This window comes from Bradyrhizobium sp. AUGA SZCCT0177 (assembly GCF_018130125.1).
In the GTDB taxonomy this organism is placed as follows: domain Bacteria; phylum Pseudomonadota; class Alphaproteobacteria; order Rhizobiales; family Xanthobacteraceae; genus Bradyrhizobium.
The window spans coordinates 246,770-262,796 of sequence record NZ_JAFCMA010000002.1; the positions used below are offsets into that span (position 1 = coordinate 246,770).

A 16,027-nucleotide genomic window follows, 5' to 3' on the forward strand; every position below is an offset into this window, starting at 1 on the left:
ACCTCAAAGAGTTGAAGTCAGTTCCAAGGCCGGCAGAGGCGCTCGATGGCCCTTGCCGGTCGCACCCAGCAAGAGAAAGCAATGGCGCTTCAATTCCTGGTCGGCTTCGTCGTCAGCGTGATCAACATCATGATCCACGCGCTGGTGACAGTCGGTGCGATCGGCATTGCCCGCTCCGCGGGGCTGCGGCACCGCAAGCGGCCGAGATTGCACCTGATGGCCGTGATGGTCGGAACGGCGGCGGCACTGATGGTGGCGCACACGCTGGAGGTCTTTGTTTGGGCGCTAGCGTATTTATTCGTCGGCGCGGCGCCCGCCGGCAGCGATCTGCTCTATTTCGCCTTCGTAAATTATACCACACTCGGTTACGGAGATATCACGCCTGTACAAGCCTGGCGACTGACCGGGCCGATGACCGCAATGAACGGTATCCTGATGTTCGGCTGGTCAACCGCGGTTCTGTTCGAGGTGCTCCGCAAGACGCTCGAGCGCTTCGCGTCGATCGGCGCTCCCGGTTTCAGTTCTGCAGATCGAGGGTAGCGAGCTGCCGTCGATTCAGAAGGACAATCTGGCGCTGATTGCTGCCGATGAATCCGATGATGCCGTGTTCATGCAGCCGCGATAGTGCACGAGACACCGTTTCCAGTGTCAGCCCCAGATAGTCGGCAATGTCGCGCCGCGACATCGGCAGTGGCATGACGCCTGCCGCCGTAAGTCGTCGGTCCATCTCGATCAGGAAGGCGGCGACGCGCTCCAGAGAAGTCTTGCGACCGAGCAGGAGCATGTGGTTCTCCGCATGCTGCAGATTGTCCGTGGTCATGCTGAGCAGGTTCCGCGAGACCATGGCATCGCTCTCCGCCACCATCTCGAGGCTCCGCCGTTTGATCAGGCGAACCGTGGTGCTCACGATCGCCTCTGCCGTAAACCGATGCTCGTTTCCGTTTTCCAGTCCGAAGATGTCGCCGACGAGGTGGAATGCGCCGATCTGGCGACGGCCGTCCGAAAGCAGCTTGTAGCTTCGCACTGCGCCCGTCTTGACCTGATAGACGTAGTCCGCAGGCTCCGTTTCCCCGTAGATTTCGGTACCTTTCTTGTAGGTAAATTCGTTTAAACTTACTTTTGGATTTGAATCACTCGTTATTCCGAGTTCGCCGAGAGAGGTGGGACGGGGGGTCGGATCGGTCGTGATACGGACAAACATGACCAACTCCTGTACGGTAACCCGTTATTGGGCGTGGTCGGCCTTCTGAATATTTTGTGGGAAGGTATGCGCTCCGTTGGGGTAGCTAATCTTCTGCGAAGGCAACATTTTTTACTATTGTCTGAAGGTTCATTGTACCAAAGGACAGGTCTATAATACGGCGCCAGAGAAGACAGCTCTCGGGACGGATACCGTCCCCTGGTCTTGGCGTTTGAATGTTCTGCTATGCCACCGTTTTTGGGCAGTAGTGTTTGATCAGATCGATTGCTCGCCGCCGCAAGGATGCAGCTTGCGCTGGAGACGATCGCGATGGATGTGGGCCCCAACCCCTCAGGTGGGAGCGAGATGTCAGTTCGAGTGACGGCTAGGAGGGGACATTGCCTGGCCTTGTTTACGTGGTGGATGACGATGCTTCGTTTCGGACAGCGATTGCACGCCGGCTGAAATTTGCTGGCTATGAAGTCGAAACATACGCATCGGCCCAACAACTGCTCGATCGTCTGCCGGCTTCTGAAAAGCCCGGATGCATCCTGCTTGACGTGAAATTGCCCGGACTGAACGGCCTGGAGTTGCAAAGCCGCCTCATCGAGCTCCGGTCGATCCTGCCGATCGTCTTCGTCACCGGCCATGCCGACACCCCGACGATCGTACAGGCAATCAAGGCAGGCGCCGAGGATTTCCTGACCAAGCCGGCATCATCAGAGCAACTGCTCGCAGCGATCGAGCGCGCCTTGGCGCGCTATGAGTTGGCACGCAGCCAACGAGGCGCGCTAGATACGGCTCTCGCTCATCTTGTGACACTGACGCCGCGTGAGCGACAGGTCTTCGATTCGATCGTGCGCGGCAAGATCAACAAGGAAATTGCCAGGGAACTGGGAACGACCGAGCGCACGGTGAAAGCGCATCGTCATGAAGTGATGGAAAAGATGCAGGTGCACTCGCTCGCGGAACTGGTCTCGAGCGCGGAACGGCTCGGCCTTATCGGTCGCAACGAAAGTTCAGGCAGCTAGCCGGCGCAGCGAAATCCTGGCGCAATTGTCGCCTCATTCGTCGATGTCCTGTTCGAACGTCTGCGCTGGCGCTCCCTGATGGGCCGGCGCAAACTGACCAAGCGGCAGCGACGTGGAGAGCGTCAACAGGCTCGAATCCACGAATTCTAGTCGCAGCGTCTGACCCGAAGCCATTTCCTTGACCATCTTTGGATCTGCCATGCTGCCCGCGATGCAGGCATTGGTGAGGCACCAGGTATAAGGCACGAGATGGGGCTCGCCTTGGTCGATCGTAAGCTTGACCGGCGTCGGCAGATACATGCCGACGGGGGAGAACACCTGCAGCCGTGCAGTGGCGTCGCCTTCACGCTCGACGATATCGACGCGGACCGCCACCTGGCCGGTCGCGAATGTGCCGGTAATCGAAATCCGACAAATCATTTTTGCGCCGCCTGGCTTGAAGCACAGTTTTTTCCAGCCTCCATAAGCGATGTCCTTTACCTCTCGCTGCCCGCGGGGCGCAATTTCGGTGTCCGCAGGTTTCGGCGCGGCGGTCGGGTCTGGTTGTGACGCAGCAGGCCGGTGAGATGCCAGGCTCGCGACAGCAGCCAACAATAGGGCCACGAAGGTGGGGATCGCACAATTGCTTCCGCGGTGCGGTTCGATGCGATGTGAGCGTGACATGGGTGGCCTCCAAGCGTGGCGTTACCTATCCCTGTTCGTCGAGAAACTTCGTCACGAGCGGCGACCAGATCGGTATGGCATCGGGAGAGCCGATAAAGAAATGTCCATCGTTACCGAATGGCGCCACCAAATGGTACTCGGCCTTGCCGCCAGCTGCGGTAAAGGCCTCGTGCATGCGTTTGGACAGGGCAGGGCCGAAGAAGGTATCGTTCTCGATGTAGATCCACAGCATCGGCACCCGCGATGTGCGGCCGAACTCACCGGTCACTTCCACCAGTTTGTCCGGCGCGCAATTGTTGTTCGGCTTGCCGTCTACACGTCCGCCACGGCCGGCGGCGAAGGTGATGATTGCCTTGACCTGGGGCGGGTTCAGGCTTGAAAGCGCGATCGAGGCCCAACCGCCGGCGGATTGCCCGACCACAATGACGCCGTTCGGCACGATGCGCTTTTCGGCGATCATGTAGTCGATGATCCAGAGGTCAACCTGCGCAACCGCAAGGCCAGGAGCGCGGAAATTGGGATTGCTGCACTTTCCGACTTTCGAGAAGAACGGGCCGTAGAGTCCATGCTCGGGTATGTCGATGGCCGCGGCGCCGTAGCCGGTGCCGACGGGGGCCACCACGAGGTAGCCGCGTTTGGCAAACCACTTGGCGGCATCGCGAAACTCCACAAGAGGAAAAAAGCTGCGGCCGGTCGGGGTCATTGAAACGCCATGGTTCATGATCACGAGCGGGAACGGCCCATCGCCGACCGGCCGCACCAGGTAGGCGAACATCGGAAGCGGCAGCGGCAGCGCCCAGATCTCTTCCTGGATAGGGCGCGACGTGGCCTGATCGTCCGCACGCGATGGCGTGATCAGATTTGCGAAAAGCAGCAGTAACGTAGCGAGGCCCCGGAAGCTCTGCTGACACATGTCACGACTCCCTCGATGTGGCGACCTGCGCAAATCTAACCAACGAGGCAACGCTGGAGATGGCCTGCCTGACAGTGTCCATGGTCGCATTCCCCCGGCGCATCTATCGATCGTGCATCAATTTGAATCCCGGAATTCGTCGAAAGCTTGATCCAGATCAATTCGCGTCGGGCTCGAGGTGTCGCCTATGATCACCGGCAATCTGCGCCAGGCGACTGAGGGAGTGTTCGCCGTGGTCTCCGGGCAACTCGGCTCGCTTCACCGCCCCGGCATCCTTGCAGCATTGTGCGTCGCTTTTGGTATTGGGGCGGCTGTCGGCGCCTACGCAATGAAGCTTATCCCGGACCTCGCGATTGGCCTGCTCGTGCTGGTGCTGCTGGTCGTCCTGTTTCGCTGCGAGACACTCAATGAGGGGCGCCTATGAAGTCGCGCTCGTTTCCGCGAACGGGCTGGACACGGATTTTTCCGCCGTTGACCTGGCTTGCTGAATACAGGAGGGCTTGGTTACGCCATGATGCGATCGCCGGCGTGACGCTCGCCGCCTATGCGATCCCGGTGTCACTGGCCTATGCGGGCCTTGCCGGGTTGCCGCCCCAGGTCGGCATTTACGGCTACATGCTTGGCGGCTTGGGCTACGCTCTCCTTGGATCGTCCCGCCAGCTTGCGGTCGGCCCAACCTCCGCAATCTCGCTCATGATCGCCGGCAGCGTCGGGGCGCTCGCCGGAGGGGACGCGATGCGCTTCGCACAGATCGCGAGCCTTTCGGCATTCGCGGTGGCGCTGCTTTGCCTGATCGCCTGGCTTTTCAAGCTCAGCATTCTCGTCCGTCTGGTCAGCGACAGCATTCTCGTCGGCTTCAAGGCGGGGGCCGGACTCACAATCATCATGAGCCAGTTGCCGAGCCTGTTCGGCGTGGCCGGTGGTGGCCACAACTTCTTCGACCGGGCCATCAGGCTTGCAGGGCAGGTCGGCGACACCAATCTGCTCGTATTGGCAATTGGAGTTGCAGCGATCCTGCTCCTGCTCCTCGGTGAACGGTTTTTATCGGGCAGGCCGGTCGGGCTCGCCGTGGTGGCGCTGTCAATCCTGATGGCAACCGTGTTCGCCCTTCCGGCACTGGGCGTACCTGTTACCGGAAACATCCCGGAAGGATTGCCGGCTTTCGAGGTGCCCACTTTCGGGATGCTGGAATTCCAGGAGTTGTTTCCAATAGCGGCCGGATGCCTGCTGCTGGCCTATATAGAAGGTGTTTCGGCGGCCCGGAGCTTTGCCGCAAAGCATGGATACAACCTTGATGTCCGGCAGGAATTTCTGGGGCTGGGGGCCGCCAACCTCGCGGTTGCGTTTGGCCACGGCTATCCCGTGGCCGGCGGATTGTCGCAATCCGCCGTCAACGACACGGCGGGAGCGCGCACGCCCCTGGCATTGGTGTTTTGCTCGTTTGCCCTCGCCCTCTGCTTGCTGTTTTTTACGGGATTGCTGACCAACCTTCCCAAGGCGGTGTTGGCTGGCATTGTCTTTGTTGCCGTTTACAGACTGGTCGACATCCGCGCGCTGCTTCGCATGTGGACAGTAAGCCGCATCGACTTCTATGCCGCGGTTATCGCGCTGGTGTCCGTGCTGCTGCTCGGGATCCTCCAAGGTGTGCTGCTCGCCGCCCTTGCATCCATCTTCCTGCTGCTTGGGCGGGCGTCGCAGCCCAACATCGCGTTTCTCGGGCGACTTCCTGGATCGGGCCGTTATTCCGACAGCGCCAGGCATGAGGGTGTGGAGCCGCTGGTTGGTGTCATCGCGTTCCGCCCTGAAGCCTCGCTGCTCTACATCAATGCCGAGACGATTCTGGAGACGGTTTTGAGGGCGCTGCGAAAATCGTCTGACGTCAGGATGGTTGCCTGCGATCTTTCGGCATCCCCCTACATCGATCTGGCCGGGGCACGGATGCTGCTCGATCTCCATGACGAGCTGGCGTCGCGTCATGTAGCGTTCTGCATCGTCGGTGCCCATGCGCAGTTGCGTGACCTGTTGCGGGCGGAAGGGCTGGCGGAGAAGACGGACAGCAGCGAATGGCTCCGCACACTCGACAGTGTGCTGGGCGAGAGCAATGCCAGCGAACGATCCGGTCTCCGTGAGGGACGGTCGCCTGGACCGTGAAGCGCGGCATTCGTCGCAGCTTGGCGAGTTCGAGTCGAGGGAGTGCGCCCCTTGACTTGGATCAAGGGAGTGGGCGGGCAGTGGGTAAATGTCCAGCGACGCCAGTCCCGTATAGACCGGATCGATCCGTTCTCTCCCTCTCGGTCCGTTCGAAGCTGCTGGCTTTCGGAGCGTGACACTTCAGAGGAATAAACGCATGAAAAAGTTTGGCATAAGCGTCGCCCTGGTTGCCTTGCTCGTGGGCGCGACTGGTACCAGTACGCCATCCCGAGCTGAAACCGGCCAGGTCGCGGTCGTCTTCACCAAAGGCGGGTTCATCGTCGGAGTCGGAGGCGGCGAGGGTGTGCTCGTGCTCCGAGGCAAGCGCTATCCGTTCACCGTATCGGGCATGAGCGTCGGCTTCACCATCGGAGCCTCGACCACCAAGCTTGTCGGACGGGCCCTCAATCTGAAGGGGCCGGCTTCGATCGAAGGCTCGTATGGCGCTGTCGGAGCAGGTGGCGCCGTTGCGGCTGGCGCCGGAGGCGTTCAATTGCAGAATGCCAACGGCGTCATCCTGCAGCTGAGCGGCCCGAAGGTCGGCGCCGAAGTATCAGCTGCAGTTGGCGGGGTAACGATACGTTTGAAATAGAGCCGAACCGGTCGGGCCGCGCAATTGCGCAGCCCAATCTGTTCAGTAGCGCTCTGCCACGAAAGTCATCTCGCTCGAGCCAGCCTGGTCGTCATAGCGTTTTTTGCCGGAACGCTTCGGCAGCTTGACCTTTTCCTTTTGCACGCGCTTGTGCGGGATCAGATCCATCGGGCTCAGCTTCCATTGCCGCAGCGGATCGTTAATTCTGGCCTTGAAGCGGCGCTCCTGCTCGTCCATTCCGACCTTGAGCCAGAGCTTGATCAGGATGACGCCGCCCTCGATGATGTACTTCTCCATCTGGGGACAGAGCAAAAGGAATCGCTCGTGCCGGCGCGGTTGTACCAGCTGCGGTCGAAGATCACGATCGCCTGCAGCCGGAAAATGCTGCATGTAGCGCTGAAGAAACAGTTGCGTATTCTCGCGATCCGACGGCGCCGGCAAGGCGGCCACGCGAAACACGCGTGGACTGACCGTTTCCGTGATCGCCTTGATCGTGCCGCCCTTGCCAGCGGCGTCCCGGCCCTCGAACAGGATAATGACCCGAAGCTTGTTTTCTTTCACCCATTCCTGGAGATGGCAAAGCTCGACCTGGAGCTTTCCTAGTTCTTTTTCATAGTCCTTGCGTTTCATTCCTTCCGTGTGTCCGTCGGCGGACATGGTCACCGTTCCGTTGTTGCAAGCCAGATCCGCCCGAACTGCCCTCAGTCTCCCCAGGCAATGGTGATTGCGACGTCGCCTGGAACACCTCCCGAGTAATCGATGATCTGGTAGCTGATGCGATAGCCGCGCGGTTTCAGGTAGTCGGTCCAGAGCTGGAATATTTCCTTCGGAATCCCCGTCAGTGTATTCTCCCAGCCCGGCTCCTGCTGATTGATGGCGCGGCCCTTGTCGGTGCACAGCGTGTTGGGGAACCGATAGACCTGCACTTCCGTCAATCCGTTTCGCACCGCCCGCTGGATAACGGCCGAGGCGAGCTGGATTTTTTCTTCCTCGGATTTGCCCGACGGACGGCTCAGCCGCTCGATCAGGACGCGTTTTTCGGTTTCGGCGGCAGCGGCAAGGCGCGCGTATTGTTCTGCCTTTTCGGCCTCCTTGAGGGCGGCTTCCGTCCGGATCTGTTTCACGCTGGGAATGAGATTATCGATGCTGCCAGGCATGATTGATGGCTCCTGAGTGGGTGTTCTGCCTCTGCGTTGCCAAAGCTAGGTGACGGCGACGTCGTTCCCTTGATCCAAATCAAGCAATTCGCATCGGGGAGGCCCGCACTGTTTCGCGACGTCTGCGCGAACGGCCAGTTCCGGCTTGGGAGAGGGCGTTGAGCGGTCACTGACAGGGGCTCGAGAGAAATCCGATGACTGTGCTTCGAAACCTGGCCCTCGCGGCGGCAGTCTCACTCTGCTCTGCCTTGCTACCACCGCATCGGGCGAATGCGTTCGAGCTCACCGGTGCATGGGCCACGAGTGCGGACCAATGCGCCAAGGTGTTCACCCGCAAGGGACGCGCAAACAGGGTGAGTTTCACGAATTTCTCCGGCGTGTACGGTGGCGGCTTCATCGCCGAATCCGATCGCCTGAAAGGCAAGCTTGAAAATTGCCTGATCAAGTCGAGGAAGGAGGATGGTCAAACCATCAACCTGGTGGTCGCTTGCGCCTCAGGCATCATGCTTTCAAACGTCCAGTTCTTCCTGAAGGTGATCGATGACAACACCATCTCCCGGGAGTTTCCAGGCATGGAAGGAATGGATGTGAAGTATCACCGCTGCCAGATCTAGCCGCAGGAGCTTGCTATTGCTCCTCCTGCGTGCAGATCGGAGGACGCCTGCGGTCGGGTCACGACGCGCTGTTAACGTCGTCCGACCCGGCTGAGGGGTTGGCTGCAGTGTCGCTCGCGCTGGGAATGTGCTCGAATGCAGCCGTTCGAACTGCCGGGGTAGGTGGATGAGCGCACGCGTCCCGACCGCAGCGATCAACCCGGGCTGGCCAGTCCTGGCCGTCCGTCTCTGCGTCTGCCTGTTGGTCCTGGCAGCCATGCTGCCCGGACCGGCAAGCGGCGAGCCGCGCGGCGAACCCAAACGTGTGCTGATGCTGCACTCGTTCGGGCGCGACTTTCTGCCGTGGAGCGCATTTGCCCGCACCATCCGGACCGAGCTCGAGCAGCAATCGCCGTGGCCACTGGAGCTTCAGGAGCACAATCTACTGTCGGCACGGGTCAACAACCCGGGACCGGAAGCGCCGTTTGTCGACTATCTGCGGTCACTTTACTCCGGCCGTCCGCCGGACATCGTGGTGAGCATTGGCGCACCTGCGGCCCGGTTTGTTCAGAAATATCGGGCACAGCTTTTCCCTGAAACGCCCATGGTGCTGACGGCGGTCGAGCAGCGACTGGTGAACCGAACGGACCTGACCGACAACGACACCGTGATCGCGGTCTACAACGATTTCTCAGCCTTTTTCGACAGCATTCTTCAGGTCCTGCCGGACACGCAGACGATTGCCGTGGTCATAGGCGCCTCGCCCCTGGAGAAATTCTGGCTCGAGGAGGTAAAGAGGGAAGGCAAGCCCTTCGAAAGCCGGGTCGCATTCGTCTGGTATGCCGATCTCTCCTTTGCGGAAATACTCAAGCGGGCGTCGATGCTCCCGCCACATACTGTTCTGTTCTGGGGCTTGATGTCGATCGATGGTGCAGGTGTCGCCCATGAGGGCGATCTCGCCTTGCGCAACCTTCGTGCGATCGCCAACGCCCCGATCTTTTCTTTCCAGGAAGCCTATTTCGGCCGAGATACCGTCGGCGGCCCGATGCATTCAATCAACGAATCGAGCGAAAGAACCGTCAATGCCGCCATCCGCATTCTCGGTGGCGGGAAACCAGCCGATATCAAGGTGCAGCCGATCGGATTTGCATCGCCAAAGTACGACTGGCGGGAGATGCAGCGCTGGGGCATCAGCGAGAGCAACCTGCCCCCGGGGAGTGAAATCTTGTTTCGTGAGCCCGGCATATGGGAGAGATATAGTTGGCAGCTGTCGCTGATTGCGTGCGTAATCCTGATCCAGGGAGGGTTGATCGGCGGATTGCTCCGTGAACGGAGTCGCCGCCGTTTCGCCGAAGTCGAATCGCGTCAACGCCTGGCGGAGCTTGCACACCTCAACCGCTATTCGGCTGTCGGCGAACTGACGACTTCGATCGCGCATGAGATAAATCAGCCGCTTGGCTCCATCCTTACCAACGCCGAGACGGCCGAACTCATGCTGAAGAGCTCTTCACCGAATCTCGATGAAGTCAGGGAAATTCTCGTTGACATCAAGCGTGACGATCAGCGCGCCAGTGAAGTGATACGTCGCCTACGCAGCGTGCTGAAGAAAACACCTTTTGAAATGCGAGATATCGAGCTGAACGAGACGGTACGGCAAGTGATCGGATTTGTCGCAGCCATGGCCCACGGCCGCGATATCGCACTGAAGTGCTGCACGGCCTCGGCGGGCCTGCACGTCAAGGGCGATGCTGTTCAGCTGCAGCAGGTTTTTCTGAATCTGATGATCAATGCGATGGATGCGATATCCGAAGTGGAGGCGAAGAAGCGCGAAGTTTGCGTAACCACGAGCCTTTCGGGCGCCAGTGCGGAAATCAGGATTAGCGACACCGGCGCCGGTATCGCGACCGGCGATCTCAAGAACGTCTTCGATCCGTTTTTCACGACAAAGCCGCAAGGCATGGGCATGGGACTTGCGATCGCCCGCACCATCGTCGAAGCGCATCACGGACAGATTTCTGCGGAAAATCAGCCGCTCGGCGGCGCGCTTTTCACAATCAGGCTTCCGATCGCTCGCGATCGATCAACGTCGGCCTGATATACGCCCGCCACGCTGCTCTTGCGGCGCAGCAAGGCGGTACCGCAGGTTCCTTGATCTTTATCAAAGAACGACCTCGCCTCGGACCGATTCTTGCCGCGATGAGCCCAAGGAGGGGCGTGATGTTCCGCTGCGGCAAGACCCTTATCGCACTCGCGTTGCTAATCGCGAATCCTGTCGCCGTCTCCGCTCAAACGACCGACAATCCGCCTGCTCCGAGTAGTTCGGCGCAACCGACCAGCCAACAGCCGCCGAGTGCGGAACTGCTGAAGCCCGAAGAGCTCGAGGCGCTGGTTGCGCCGATTGCGCTCTATCCCGACGAGTTGCTGGCAAATGTCCTGGCGGCGTCGACCTATCCGCTAGAGGTGGTGCAGGCCGATCGTTGGCTCAAGGAACACAAAACCTTGAAAGGCGATGCGTTGAAGAAGGAGGTCGAGAAGCAGTCGTGGGACAATAGCGTCAAGGCGCTCACGAGCACCGCAGACGTCATTTCGATGATGAGCGATAAGGTCGACTGGACCAAGAACCTCGGCGATGCCGTGCTCGCGCAGCAGCCGGATGTGATGGACGCGATCCAGCGCCTCCGCTCCAAGGCCTATGACAACAAGAAGCTGGTCACCACCAAGCAACAGAAGGTCAGCGTTCAAACCCAGGAAAACAAGCAGGCGATCGTCATCGAGCAGGCCGATCCCAATACGATGTACGTGCCGTACTACGATCCGGCGACCGTTTATGGAGCCTGGCCTTATGCGGAATATCCACCCTATTACTTCGGGTACCCGTCCTATATCGGTGCCGGAGTGATCGCGGCCGGTCTCGCCTTCGGTACAGCCTGGGCGATCGGACGCTGGGGCAATTACTGGGGCGGTGGATTCAACTGGGGCAACCGCAACGTCTACGTCAACCACTTCAACAGGACGACCAACATCGGGAACAATTGGCAGCACAACCCGGCGCATCGCCAGGGCGTGCGATACAACAACGCGAACGTTCAGCAGCGCTTCGGTAACAACAACCTGAAGGCGGGCGCCTCCAATCGGATGGATTTCCGCGGCCGCGACGGACAGCAGGTGCTTCGTCCAGGGCAGGATCGGCCGGGCGCTGCCGATCGCGCTGGCGATCGGGCAGGTGATCGCGTCGGCGACCGGGCGGGGGACCGTGGTGGCGATCGTGTCGGGGATCGCGGCGGCAATCGGCCGAGCACGGCGGATCGTGCCAAAGCCGGCGGCGGAGATCGTGCCAAGGCGGCCAAGGGTGGCGGCGATCGCGCGAAGGCCGCCAATCGTGGAGGTGGCGGTGGCCGCGGCTCGGCCATGAATGTGTCGTCGGGCAGGGCTGCTGCGGCGCAATCGGCCCGTGGCCGGGCAAGTATGGCGAGCATGGGCCCGCACGGCGGCGGTCCGAGCTTCGCCGGGCGGGGCGGCGGCGGTGCGGCATTTGCCGGTGGAGGAGGTGGCTTCCGCGGCGGCGGAGGTGGCGGCGGCTTCCGTGGTGGTGGCGGCGGCGGAAGGCGCTCCGACATCGAACTGAAGCATGATGTCGTCCTGCTCGGTCATCTCGCTAATGGTCTCGGCTATTACCGCTTCAGCTATCTCGGCAGCAGCAAGCCCTATGTCGGCGTCATCGCGCAGGAAGTGCAGACCGTGGCGCCAGAGGCCGTGACCCGCGGTCCGGACGGCTATCTCCGCGTCCGCTACGAACAGCTGGGATTAAAACTGCGCTCCTACACCGACTGGCTTGGTAGCGGCGCAAAGATTCCGACTCCAGCGGAGGTCTTGCCATGATCATGCTTAAACCGCTCGGTCGCGCGGCTTTGGTGGGCATCGCTGCAATCGTGGCAGTGGCGCTGTTGACCACTTCTGTGTCCCGGGCGCAGCAGGCCTATCCCTCGCCGGAGGATGCCGCGGCGGCGCTGGCTGCCGCAGTCAAGACCGGGACGAGGAGCGCGATACTCAAAGTCCTCGGCAAAGACGGGAAAGACATTGTCGAGTCCGGTGATGACGTTGCCGATGCTGAGATGCGCCAGCGGTTCCTGTCCGCCTATGACGCCAAACATTCCATCAAGGCCGAGGGAAACAAGAAGGCTACGCTCGTCCTCGGCGCGGACGATTTTCCATTCCCGATTCCCTTGGTGAACAACAGGACGGGCTGGGAGTTCGACCCGGCTGCGGGGCGTATCGAAATTCTGTATCGTCGCATCGGACGCAATGAACTGGACGCGATTCAAACCTCGCTGGCTTACGTGGATGCGCAGAACGAATATGCCGAAAAGGATCGCACCGGCGAGGGGGTAGGGGTCTACGCACAACACATCGTCAGTAGCCCGGGCAAGAAGGATGGGCTGTTCTGGCGCGACGATCGCGAGCCGAGCCCGCTGGGCGAATTGGCGGCGCAGGCCTCTGCCGAAGGGTACAAGGTCGGAGAGCAGGCGGCACCCTACCACGGCTATTATTATCGAATTTTGAAGGGCCAGGGATCCAACGCGCCGGGTGGAGCTTTGAACTACGTCGTCAAGGGGAAAATGATCGGCGGCTTCGCGCTGATCGCATACCCCGCCGAGTACGGAAATTCCGGCGTCATGACCTTCATGGTCAATCATGCCGGTACCGTCTACCAGAAGGATCTCGGAACACGTACCGATAGCATCGCCAAGCGCGTTTACTTGTTCGACCCGGATCAGACCTGGAAGAAGGTGGATGTGGCGGCTCCTTAAGCGCAGGAAAGCTGAAGCGATGTCATGGTTGGTTCGGATCGCTGTGGTCGCGCTTTTCGCCGCTGTTCTTCCGGCGACATCGCTCGCGCAGGCGCCCGGCTATGTTCGCGTCAAGCTTCTCAAGGCGGGCTTGATGGTGGGCGCCGGTGGCGGCAGCGGCGTCCTGACGTACCGCGGTCGCGACTATCCGTTCCGAGTATCCGGTCTCAGCCTGGGTGTAACGGCTGGAGCATCGGTCAGCCGGTTGGAAGGATGGGCTTCGGGCATTAGGCAGGTCAGCGACTTCGCCGGTACCTATAGCTCCGTCGGTGGCGGGGGCACCTTCGTCGGTGGATTCGGAGGCGTTCAGTTAGGGAATGAGAAGGGCGTAAAGATCGCCCTGCAAGGACCCCGGGCAGGGATGGAGTTCGCCGCGAACCTCAGCGAGGTCAGGATTTCACTGAAATGAGTTCACTCAGCCGCCGTCGGGGAGTCCCGTTCTTGCTACGATCTTTCATTTGCTTGACCTAGATCAAAGGTGGAGGTGCCAGCGCTCCGATGGTCAGGCCACGCGCCGAATTGCGACGCTGCACATCGCGGGCGCCCAACCAATCAGTCTAAGCGGTGGGAGAAGCACCATGAAGGCAAGCGCAGCCCTGAGGAAGGAAGCTGATGCCGGAGATTGCTGGAACGGTTTTCGGCCTGGAGACTGGCTCAGCTCCATCAACGTTCGCGACTTCATCGTCCGCAACGTGACGCCCTACACAGGCGACGAAGCTTTTCTCGCCGGACCGTCGCAGCGCACCAAGGCCGTTTGGGCGAAATTGCAGCCGTATTTCACCGAGGAAAGAAAAAAGGGAGTGCTTGCGGTAGATGCTCAAACTCCCTCGACATTGCTTGCCCACAAGGCCGGCTATATCGATCGTGACAACGAAATCGTCGTGGGTCTTCAGACCGACCAGCCTTTCAAGCGGGCGATTTTTCCCTTCGGTGGGTTGCGGATGGTCGAGGCGGGCCTCAAGGCCGCGGGCTTCGAGCCCGACCCGGCTGTCCACAAGGCTTTCACGAACTACCGAAAATCGCATAACGACGGCGTCTTCGACGCCTATACGCCCGAGATCATGAATTGCCGACGGTCCGGGATTATCACGGGCCTGCCGGATGCTTATGGCCGCGGCCGCATTATCGGGGACTACCGGCGGGTAGCTCTTTACGGGATCGATCGGCTTCTCGAGGCCAAGCGTGCCGAGCGTAAGCAGATCGACGGCATGTGGCCGAGCGATGACATCATTCGGCTGCGCGAAGAACTATCCGACCAGATGCGCGCGCTCGAGGACCTTGCTTCGATGGCGAAGCTATACGGCCACGACATATCGAAGCCCGCCCACAATGCCCAGGAAGCATTCCAATGGACCTACTTTGCCTATCTGGGGGCGATCAAGGAGGCCAATGGGGCGGCAATGTCCATCGGACGCATATCGAGCTTCCTGGACATCTACATCGAACGGGACCTGAAGGCGGGCGTTCTCGACGAAGGCAGAGCTCAGGAACTCTGGGATCAGCTGGTTCAGAAGCTCCGTATCGTTCGTTTCCTGCGCACGCCCGACTACGACGCGCTATTCAGCGGAGACCCCTATTGGGCGACCGAGTGTGTCGGCGGTATGGATCTGGACGGGCGCACGCTGGTGACCAAGAGCAGCTATCGCATGTTGCACACGCTTTCAAATCTTGGCCCAGCACCCGAACCGAACATTACGGTTCTCTGGTCCAGCCATATGCCCACAACATTCAAGCGCTATTGCGCCAAGGTCAGCCGCGATACGTCATCCCTTCAGTACGAGAACGACGATCTGATGCGTCCGTTCTGGGGTGACGATTACGGCATTGCCTGCTGCGTTTCAGCGATGCGCCTGGGCAAGCAGATGCAGTTTTTCGGCGCCCGCGTAAACCTGGCGAAGGCGCTGCTGTACGCGATCAATGGCGGCCGCGACGAGGTCTCAGGCGAGCAGGTCGCCCCCGAAACGCTGCCGGTCGCGGGCGACTTCCTCGACTACGACGACGTGATGGCCAAGTTCGATACTACCATGGAGTGGCTGGCACGCACATACGTGCACGCGATGAACTGCATCCACTACATGCACGACAAGTACTTCTACGAACGCCTGGAGATGGCGCTTCACGATCGCGACATTCTCAGAACCATGGCATTCGGCATCGCCGGCCTCTCGGTGGTGGCCGACAGCCTCAGCGCGATCAAGTACGGAAAGATCCGCGTCGCCCGCGATGAGAAAGGATTGGTGGTTGACTACCAGAACGAGGGGAACAAGGCGACGCCGCAGTTCGGCAACAACGATGACCGCGTCGATCAAATCGCGTCGGACATCGTCACCAGCTTCATGGGGAAGATACGAAAGCACCCCACCTACCGCAACGCGACGCACACACAGAGCGTGCTCACCATCACTTCGAACGTGGTGTACGGCAAGGCTACGGGAAACACCCCCGATGGCCGCCGCAAGGGCGAGCCGTTCGGGCCGGGCGCAAATCCGATGCACGGCCGGGACAGCCATGGCTGGCTCGCCTCCTGCCTGTCCGTTGCCAAGCTTCCTTACAAGGACGCGCAGGACGGCATCAGCTACACGGTCTCCGTCGCTCCACAGAAGGCGCATCTGTCCGAGAGTCAGTTGATCGATGAAGCCGTCAAGGCGTTCGACGTCTATTTCGATCGTGGCGGGTTCCACATGAACCTGAACGTGATCGACAAGGACACGCTCGAGGACGCCATGAAGAATCCGGACAAGTACCCGCAGCTCACCATTCGAGTCTCGGGCTACGCCGTCAACTTCGTTCGTCTGACGCCGGAGCAGCAGCGAGATGTGATCAGCCGCACTTTCCACGGCCAGATCTGAATCGAGGTGCAC

16 protein-coding genes are annotated in these 16,027 nt (G+C 60.4%); 11 read left to right on the top strand and 5 right to left on the bottom strand.

The features are described from left to right. Nucleotides 1-81 precede the first annotated feature (81 nt). Nucleotides 82-540 carry a potassium channel family protein gene (locus JQ597_RS03560; RefSeq protein WP_212262855.1) on the top strand — a complete coding sequence of 153 codons (459 nt, stop codon included), beginning with the start codon at nt 82-84 and terminating at the stop codon, nt 538-540. On the opposite strand, the gene JQ597_RS03565 is transcribed toward JQ597_RS03560, so the two are convergent. Next, entirely contained in the window at nt 518-1,201 is a 684-nt protein-coding gene (locus JQ597_RS03565) for a helix-turn-helix domain-containing protein (RefSeq protein ID WP_212262856.1), read from the bottom strand. The genes JQ597_RS03560 and JQ597_RS03565 overlap by 23 nt on opposite strands. A 377-nt stretch (nt 1,202-1,578) precedes the next feature. On the opposite strand from JQ597_RS03565, the gene JQ597_RS03570 reads away from it, so the two are divergent. After that, nucleotides 1,579-2,211, top strand: coding sequence for a response regulator transcription factor (locus JQ597_RS03570; RefSeq protein WP_212262857.1), 633 nt, complete (start codon nt 1,579-1,581; stop codon nt 2,209-2,211). Between the two features lie 33 nt (nt 2,212-2,244). Here JQ597_RS03570 and JQ597_RS03575 read toward each other — a convergent pair whose 3' ends face one another. Next, entirely contained in the window at nt 2,245-2,814 is a 570-nt protein-coding gene (locus JQ597_RS03575) for an invasion associated locus B family protein (RefSeq protein ID WP_349628777.1), read from the bottom strand. An 85-nt stretch (nt 2,815-2,899) separates the two neighbouring features. After that, nucleotides 2,900-3,787, bottom strand: coding sequence for an alpha/beta hydrolase family protein (locus JQ597_RS03580; protein ID WP_212262859.1), 888 nt, complete (start codon nt 3,785-3,787; stop codon nt 2,900-2,902). A 187-nt stretch (nt 3,788-3,974) separates the two neighbouring features. Here JQ597_RS03580 and JQ597_RS03585 point away from each other — a divergent pair, with 187 nt between their 5' ends. From JQ597_RS03585 to JQ597_RS03595, 3 genes are all read left to right on the top strand, one after another. Then, the gene (locus JQ597_RS03585; RefSeq protein ID WP_212262860.1) at nt 3,975-4,211 is read left to right on the top strand and encodes a DUF1275 family protein; all 237 of its coding nucleotides are present in this window, start codon (nt 3,975-3,977) and stop codon (nt 4,209-4,211) included. Then, the gene (locus tag JQ597_RS03590; protein WP_212262861.1) at nt 4,208-5,938 is read left to right on the top strand and encodes a SulP family inorganic anion transporter; all 1,731 of its coding nucleotides are present in this window, start codon (nt 4,208-4,210) and stop codon (nt 5,936-5,938) included. Before JQ597_RS03585 ends, JQ597_RS03590 begins: the two co-directional genes overlap by 4 nt. 196 nt (nt 5,939-6,134) lie before the next feature. Further along, the gene (locus JQ597_RS03595) at nt 6,135-6,569 is read left to right on the top strand and encodes a hypothetical protein (protein ID WP_212262862.1); all 435 of its coding nucleotides are present in this window, start codon (nt 6,135-6,137) and stop codon (nt 6,567-6,569) included. Nucleotides 6,570-6,611: 42 nt separating this feature from the next. Here the strand turns inward: JQ597_RS03595 and JQ597_RS03600 are convergent, their stop codons facing one another. Continuing rightward, a complete protein-coding gene (locus JQ597_RS03600; RefSeq protein ID WP_249147210.1) occupies nt 6,612-7,226 on the bottom strand; it encodes a polyphosphate kinase 2 family protein in 615 nt (204 codons plus the stop codon). Between the two features lie 44 nt (nt 7,227-7,270). Beyond that, complete coding sequence (locus tag JQ597_RS03605; protein ID WP_212262863.1) at nt 7,271-7,726, bottom strand: hypothetical protein; 456 nt, start codon at nt 7,724-7,726, stop codon at nt 7,271-7,273. A gap of 194 nt (nt 7,727-7,920) precedes the next feature. Between JQ597_RS03605 and JQ597_RS03610 the strand changes: the two genes are divergently transcribed. From JQ597_RS03610 to pflB, 6 genes are all read left to right on the top strand, one after another. Continuing rightward, nucleotides 7,921-8,340 carry a hypothetical protein gene (locus JQ597_RS03610; protein ID WP_212262864.1) on the top strand — a complete coding sequence of 140 codons (420 nt, stop codon included), beginning with the start codon at nt 7,921-7,923 and terminating at the stop codon, nt 8,338-8,340. Between the two features lie 166 nt (nt 8,341-8,506). After that, nucleotides 8,507-10,414, top strand: coding sequence for a sensor histidine kinase (locus JQ597_RS03615; protein WP_212262865.1), 1,908 nt, complete (start codon nt 8,507-8,509; stop codon nt 10,412-10,414). A 122-nt stretch (nt 10,415-10,536) separates the two neighbouring features. Then, nucleotides 10,537-12,198, top strand: a complete 1,662-nt coding sequence (locus JQ597_RS03620) for a DUF3300 domain-containing protein (RefSeq protein WP_212262866.1) — start codon at nt 10,537-10,539, stop codon at nt 12,196-12,198. Further along, the gene (locus JQ597_RS03625; RefSeq protein WP_212262867.1) at nt 12,195-13,127 is read left to right on the top strand and encodes a DUF2950 domain-containing protein; all 933 of its coding nucleotides are present in this window, start codon (nt 12,195-12,197) and stop codon (nt 13,125-13,127) included. Before JQ597_RS03620 ends, JQ597_RS03625 begins: the two co-directional genes overlap by 4 nt. Continuing rightward, the gene (locus JQ597_RS03630; RefSeq protein ID WP_249133097.1) at nt 13,111-13,575 is read left to right on the top strand and encodes a lipid-binding SYLF domain-containing protein; all 465 of its coding nucleotides are present in this window, start codon (nt 13,111-13,113) and stop codon (nt 13,573-13,575) included. Before JQ597_RS03625 ends, JQ597_RS03630 begins: the two co-directional genes overlap by 17 nt. Before the next feature lie 169 nt (nt 13,576-13,744). Further along, a complete protein-coding gene (gene pflB / locus JQ597_RS03635) occupies nt 13,745-16,015 on the top strand; it encodes a formate C-acetyltransferase (RefSeq protein WP_212262868.1) in 2,271 nt (756 codons plus the stop codon). The last annotated feature ends 12 nt before the right edge of the window (nt 16,016-16,027 follow it).

Coding starts and splice junctions, on each gene's coding strand:
- JQ597_RS03610 (WP_212262864.1), top strand. CDS start 7,921: ATGACTGTGCTTCGAAACCTGGCCCTCGCGGCGGCAGTCTCACTCTGC.
- JQ597_RS03625 (WP_212262867.1), top strand. CDS start 12,195: ATGATCATGCTTAAACCGCTCGGTCGCGCGGCTTTGGTGGGCATCGCT.
- JQ597_RS03565 (WP_212262856.1), bottom strand. CDS start 1,201: ATGTTTGTCCGTATCACGACCGATCCGACCCCCCGTCCCACCTCTCTC.
- JQ597_RS03600 (WP_249147210.1), bottom strand. CDS start 7,226: ATGTCCGCCGACGGACACACGGAAGGAATGAAACGCAAGGACTATGAA.
- JQ597_RS03595 (WP_212262862.1), top strand. CDS start 6,135: ATGAAAAAGTTTGGCATAAGCGTCGCCCTGGTTGCCTTGCTCGTGGGC.
- JQ597_RS03560 (WP_212262855.1), top strand. CDS start 82: ATGGCGCTTCAATTCCTGGTCGGCTTCGTCGTCAGCGTGATCAACATC.
- JQ597_RS03585 (WP_212262860.1), top strand. CDS start 3,975: ATGATCACCGGCAATCTGCGCCAGGCGACTGAGGGAGTGTTCGCCGTG.
- JQ597_RS03630 (WP_249133097.1), top strand. CDS start 13,111: ATGTGGCGGCTCCTTAAGCGCAGGAAAGCTGAAGCGATGTCATGGTTG.
- pflB (WP_212262868.1), top strand. CDS start 13,745: ATGAAGGCAAGCGCAGCCCTGAGGAAGGAAGCTGATGCCGGAGATTGC.
- JQ597_RS03620 (WP_212262866.1), top strand. CDS start 10,537: ATGTTCCGCTGCGGCAAGACCCTTATCGCACTCGCGTTGCTAATCGCG.
- JQ597_RS03615 (WP_212262865.1), top strand. CDS start 8,507: ATGAGCGCACGCGTCCCGACCGCAGCGATCAACCCGGGCTGGCCAGTC.
- JQ597_RS03605 (WP_212262863.1), bottom strand. CDS start 7,726: ATGCCTGGCAGCATCGATAATCTCATTCCCAGCGTGAAACAGATCCGG.
- JQ597_RS03580 (WP_212262859.1), bottom strand. CDS start 3,787: ATGTGTCAGCAGAGCTTCCGGGGCCTCGCTACGTTACTGCTGCTTTTC.
- JQ597_RS03590 (WP_212262861.1), top strand. CDS start 4,208: ATGAAGTCGCGCTCGTTTCCGCGAACGGGCTGGACACGGATTTTTCCG.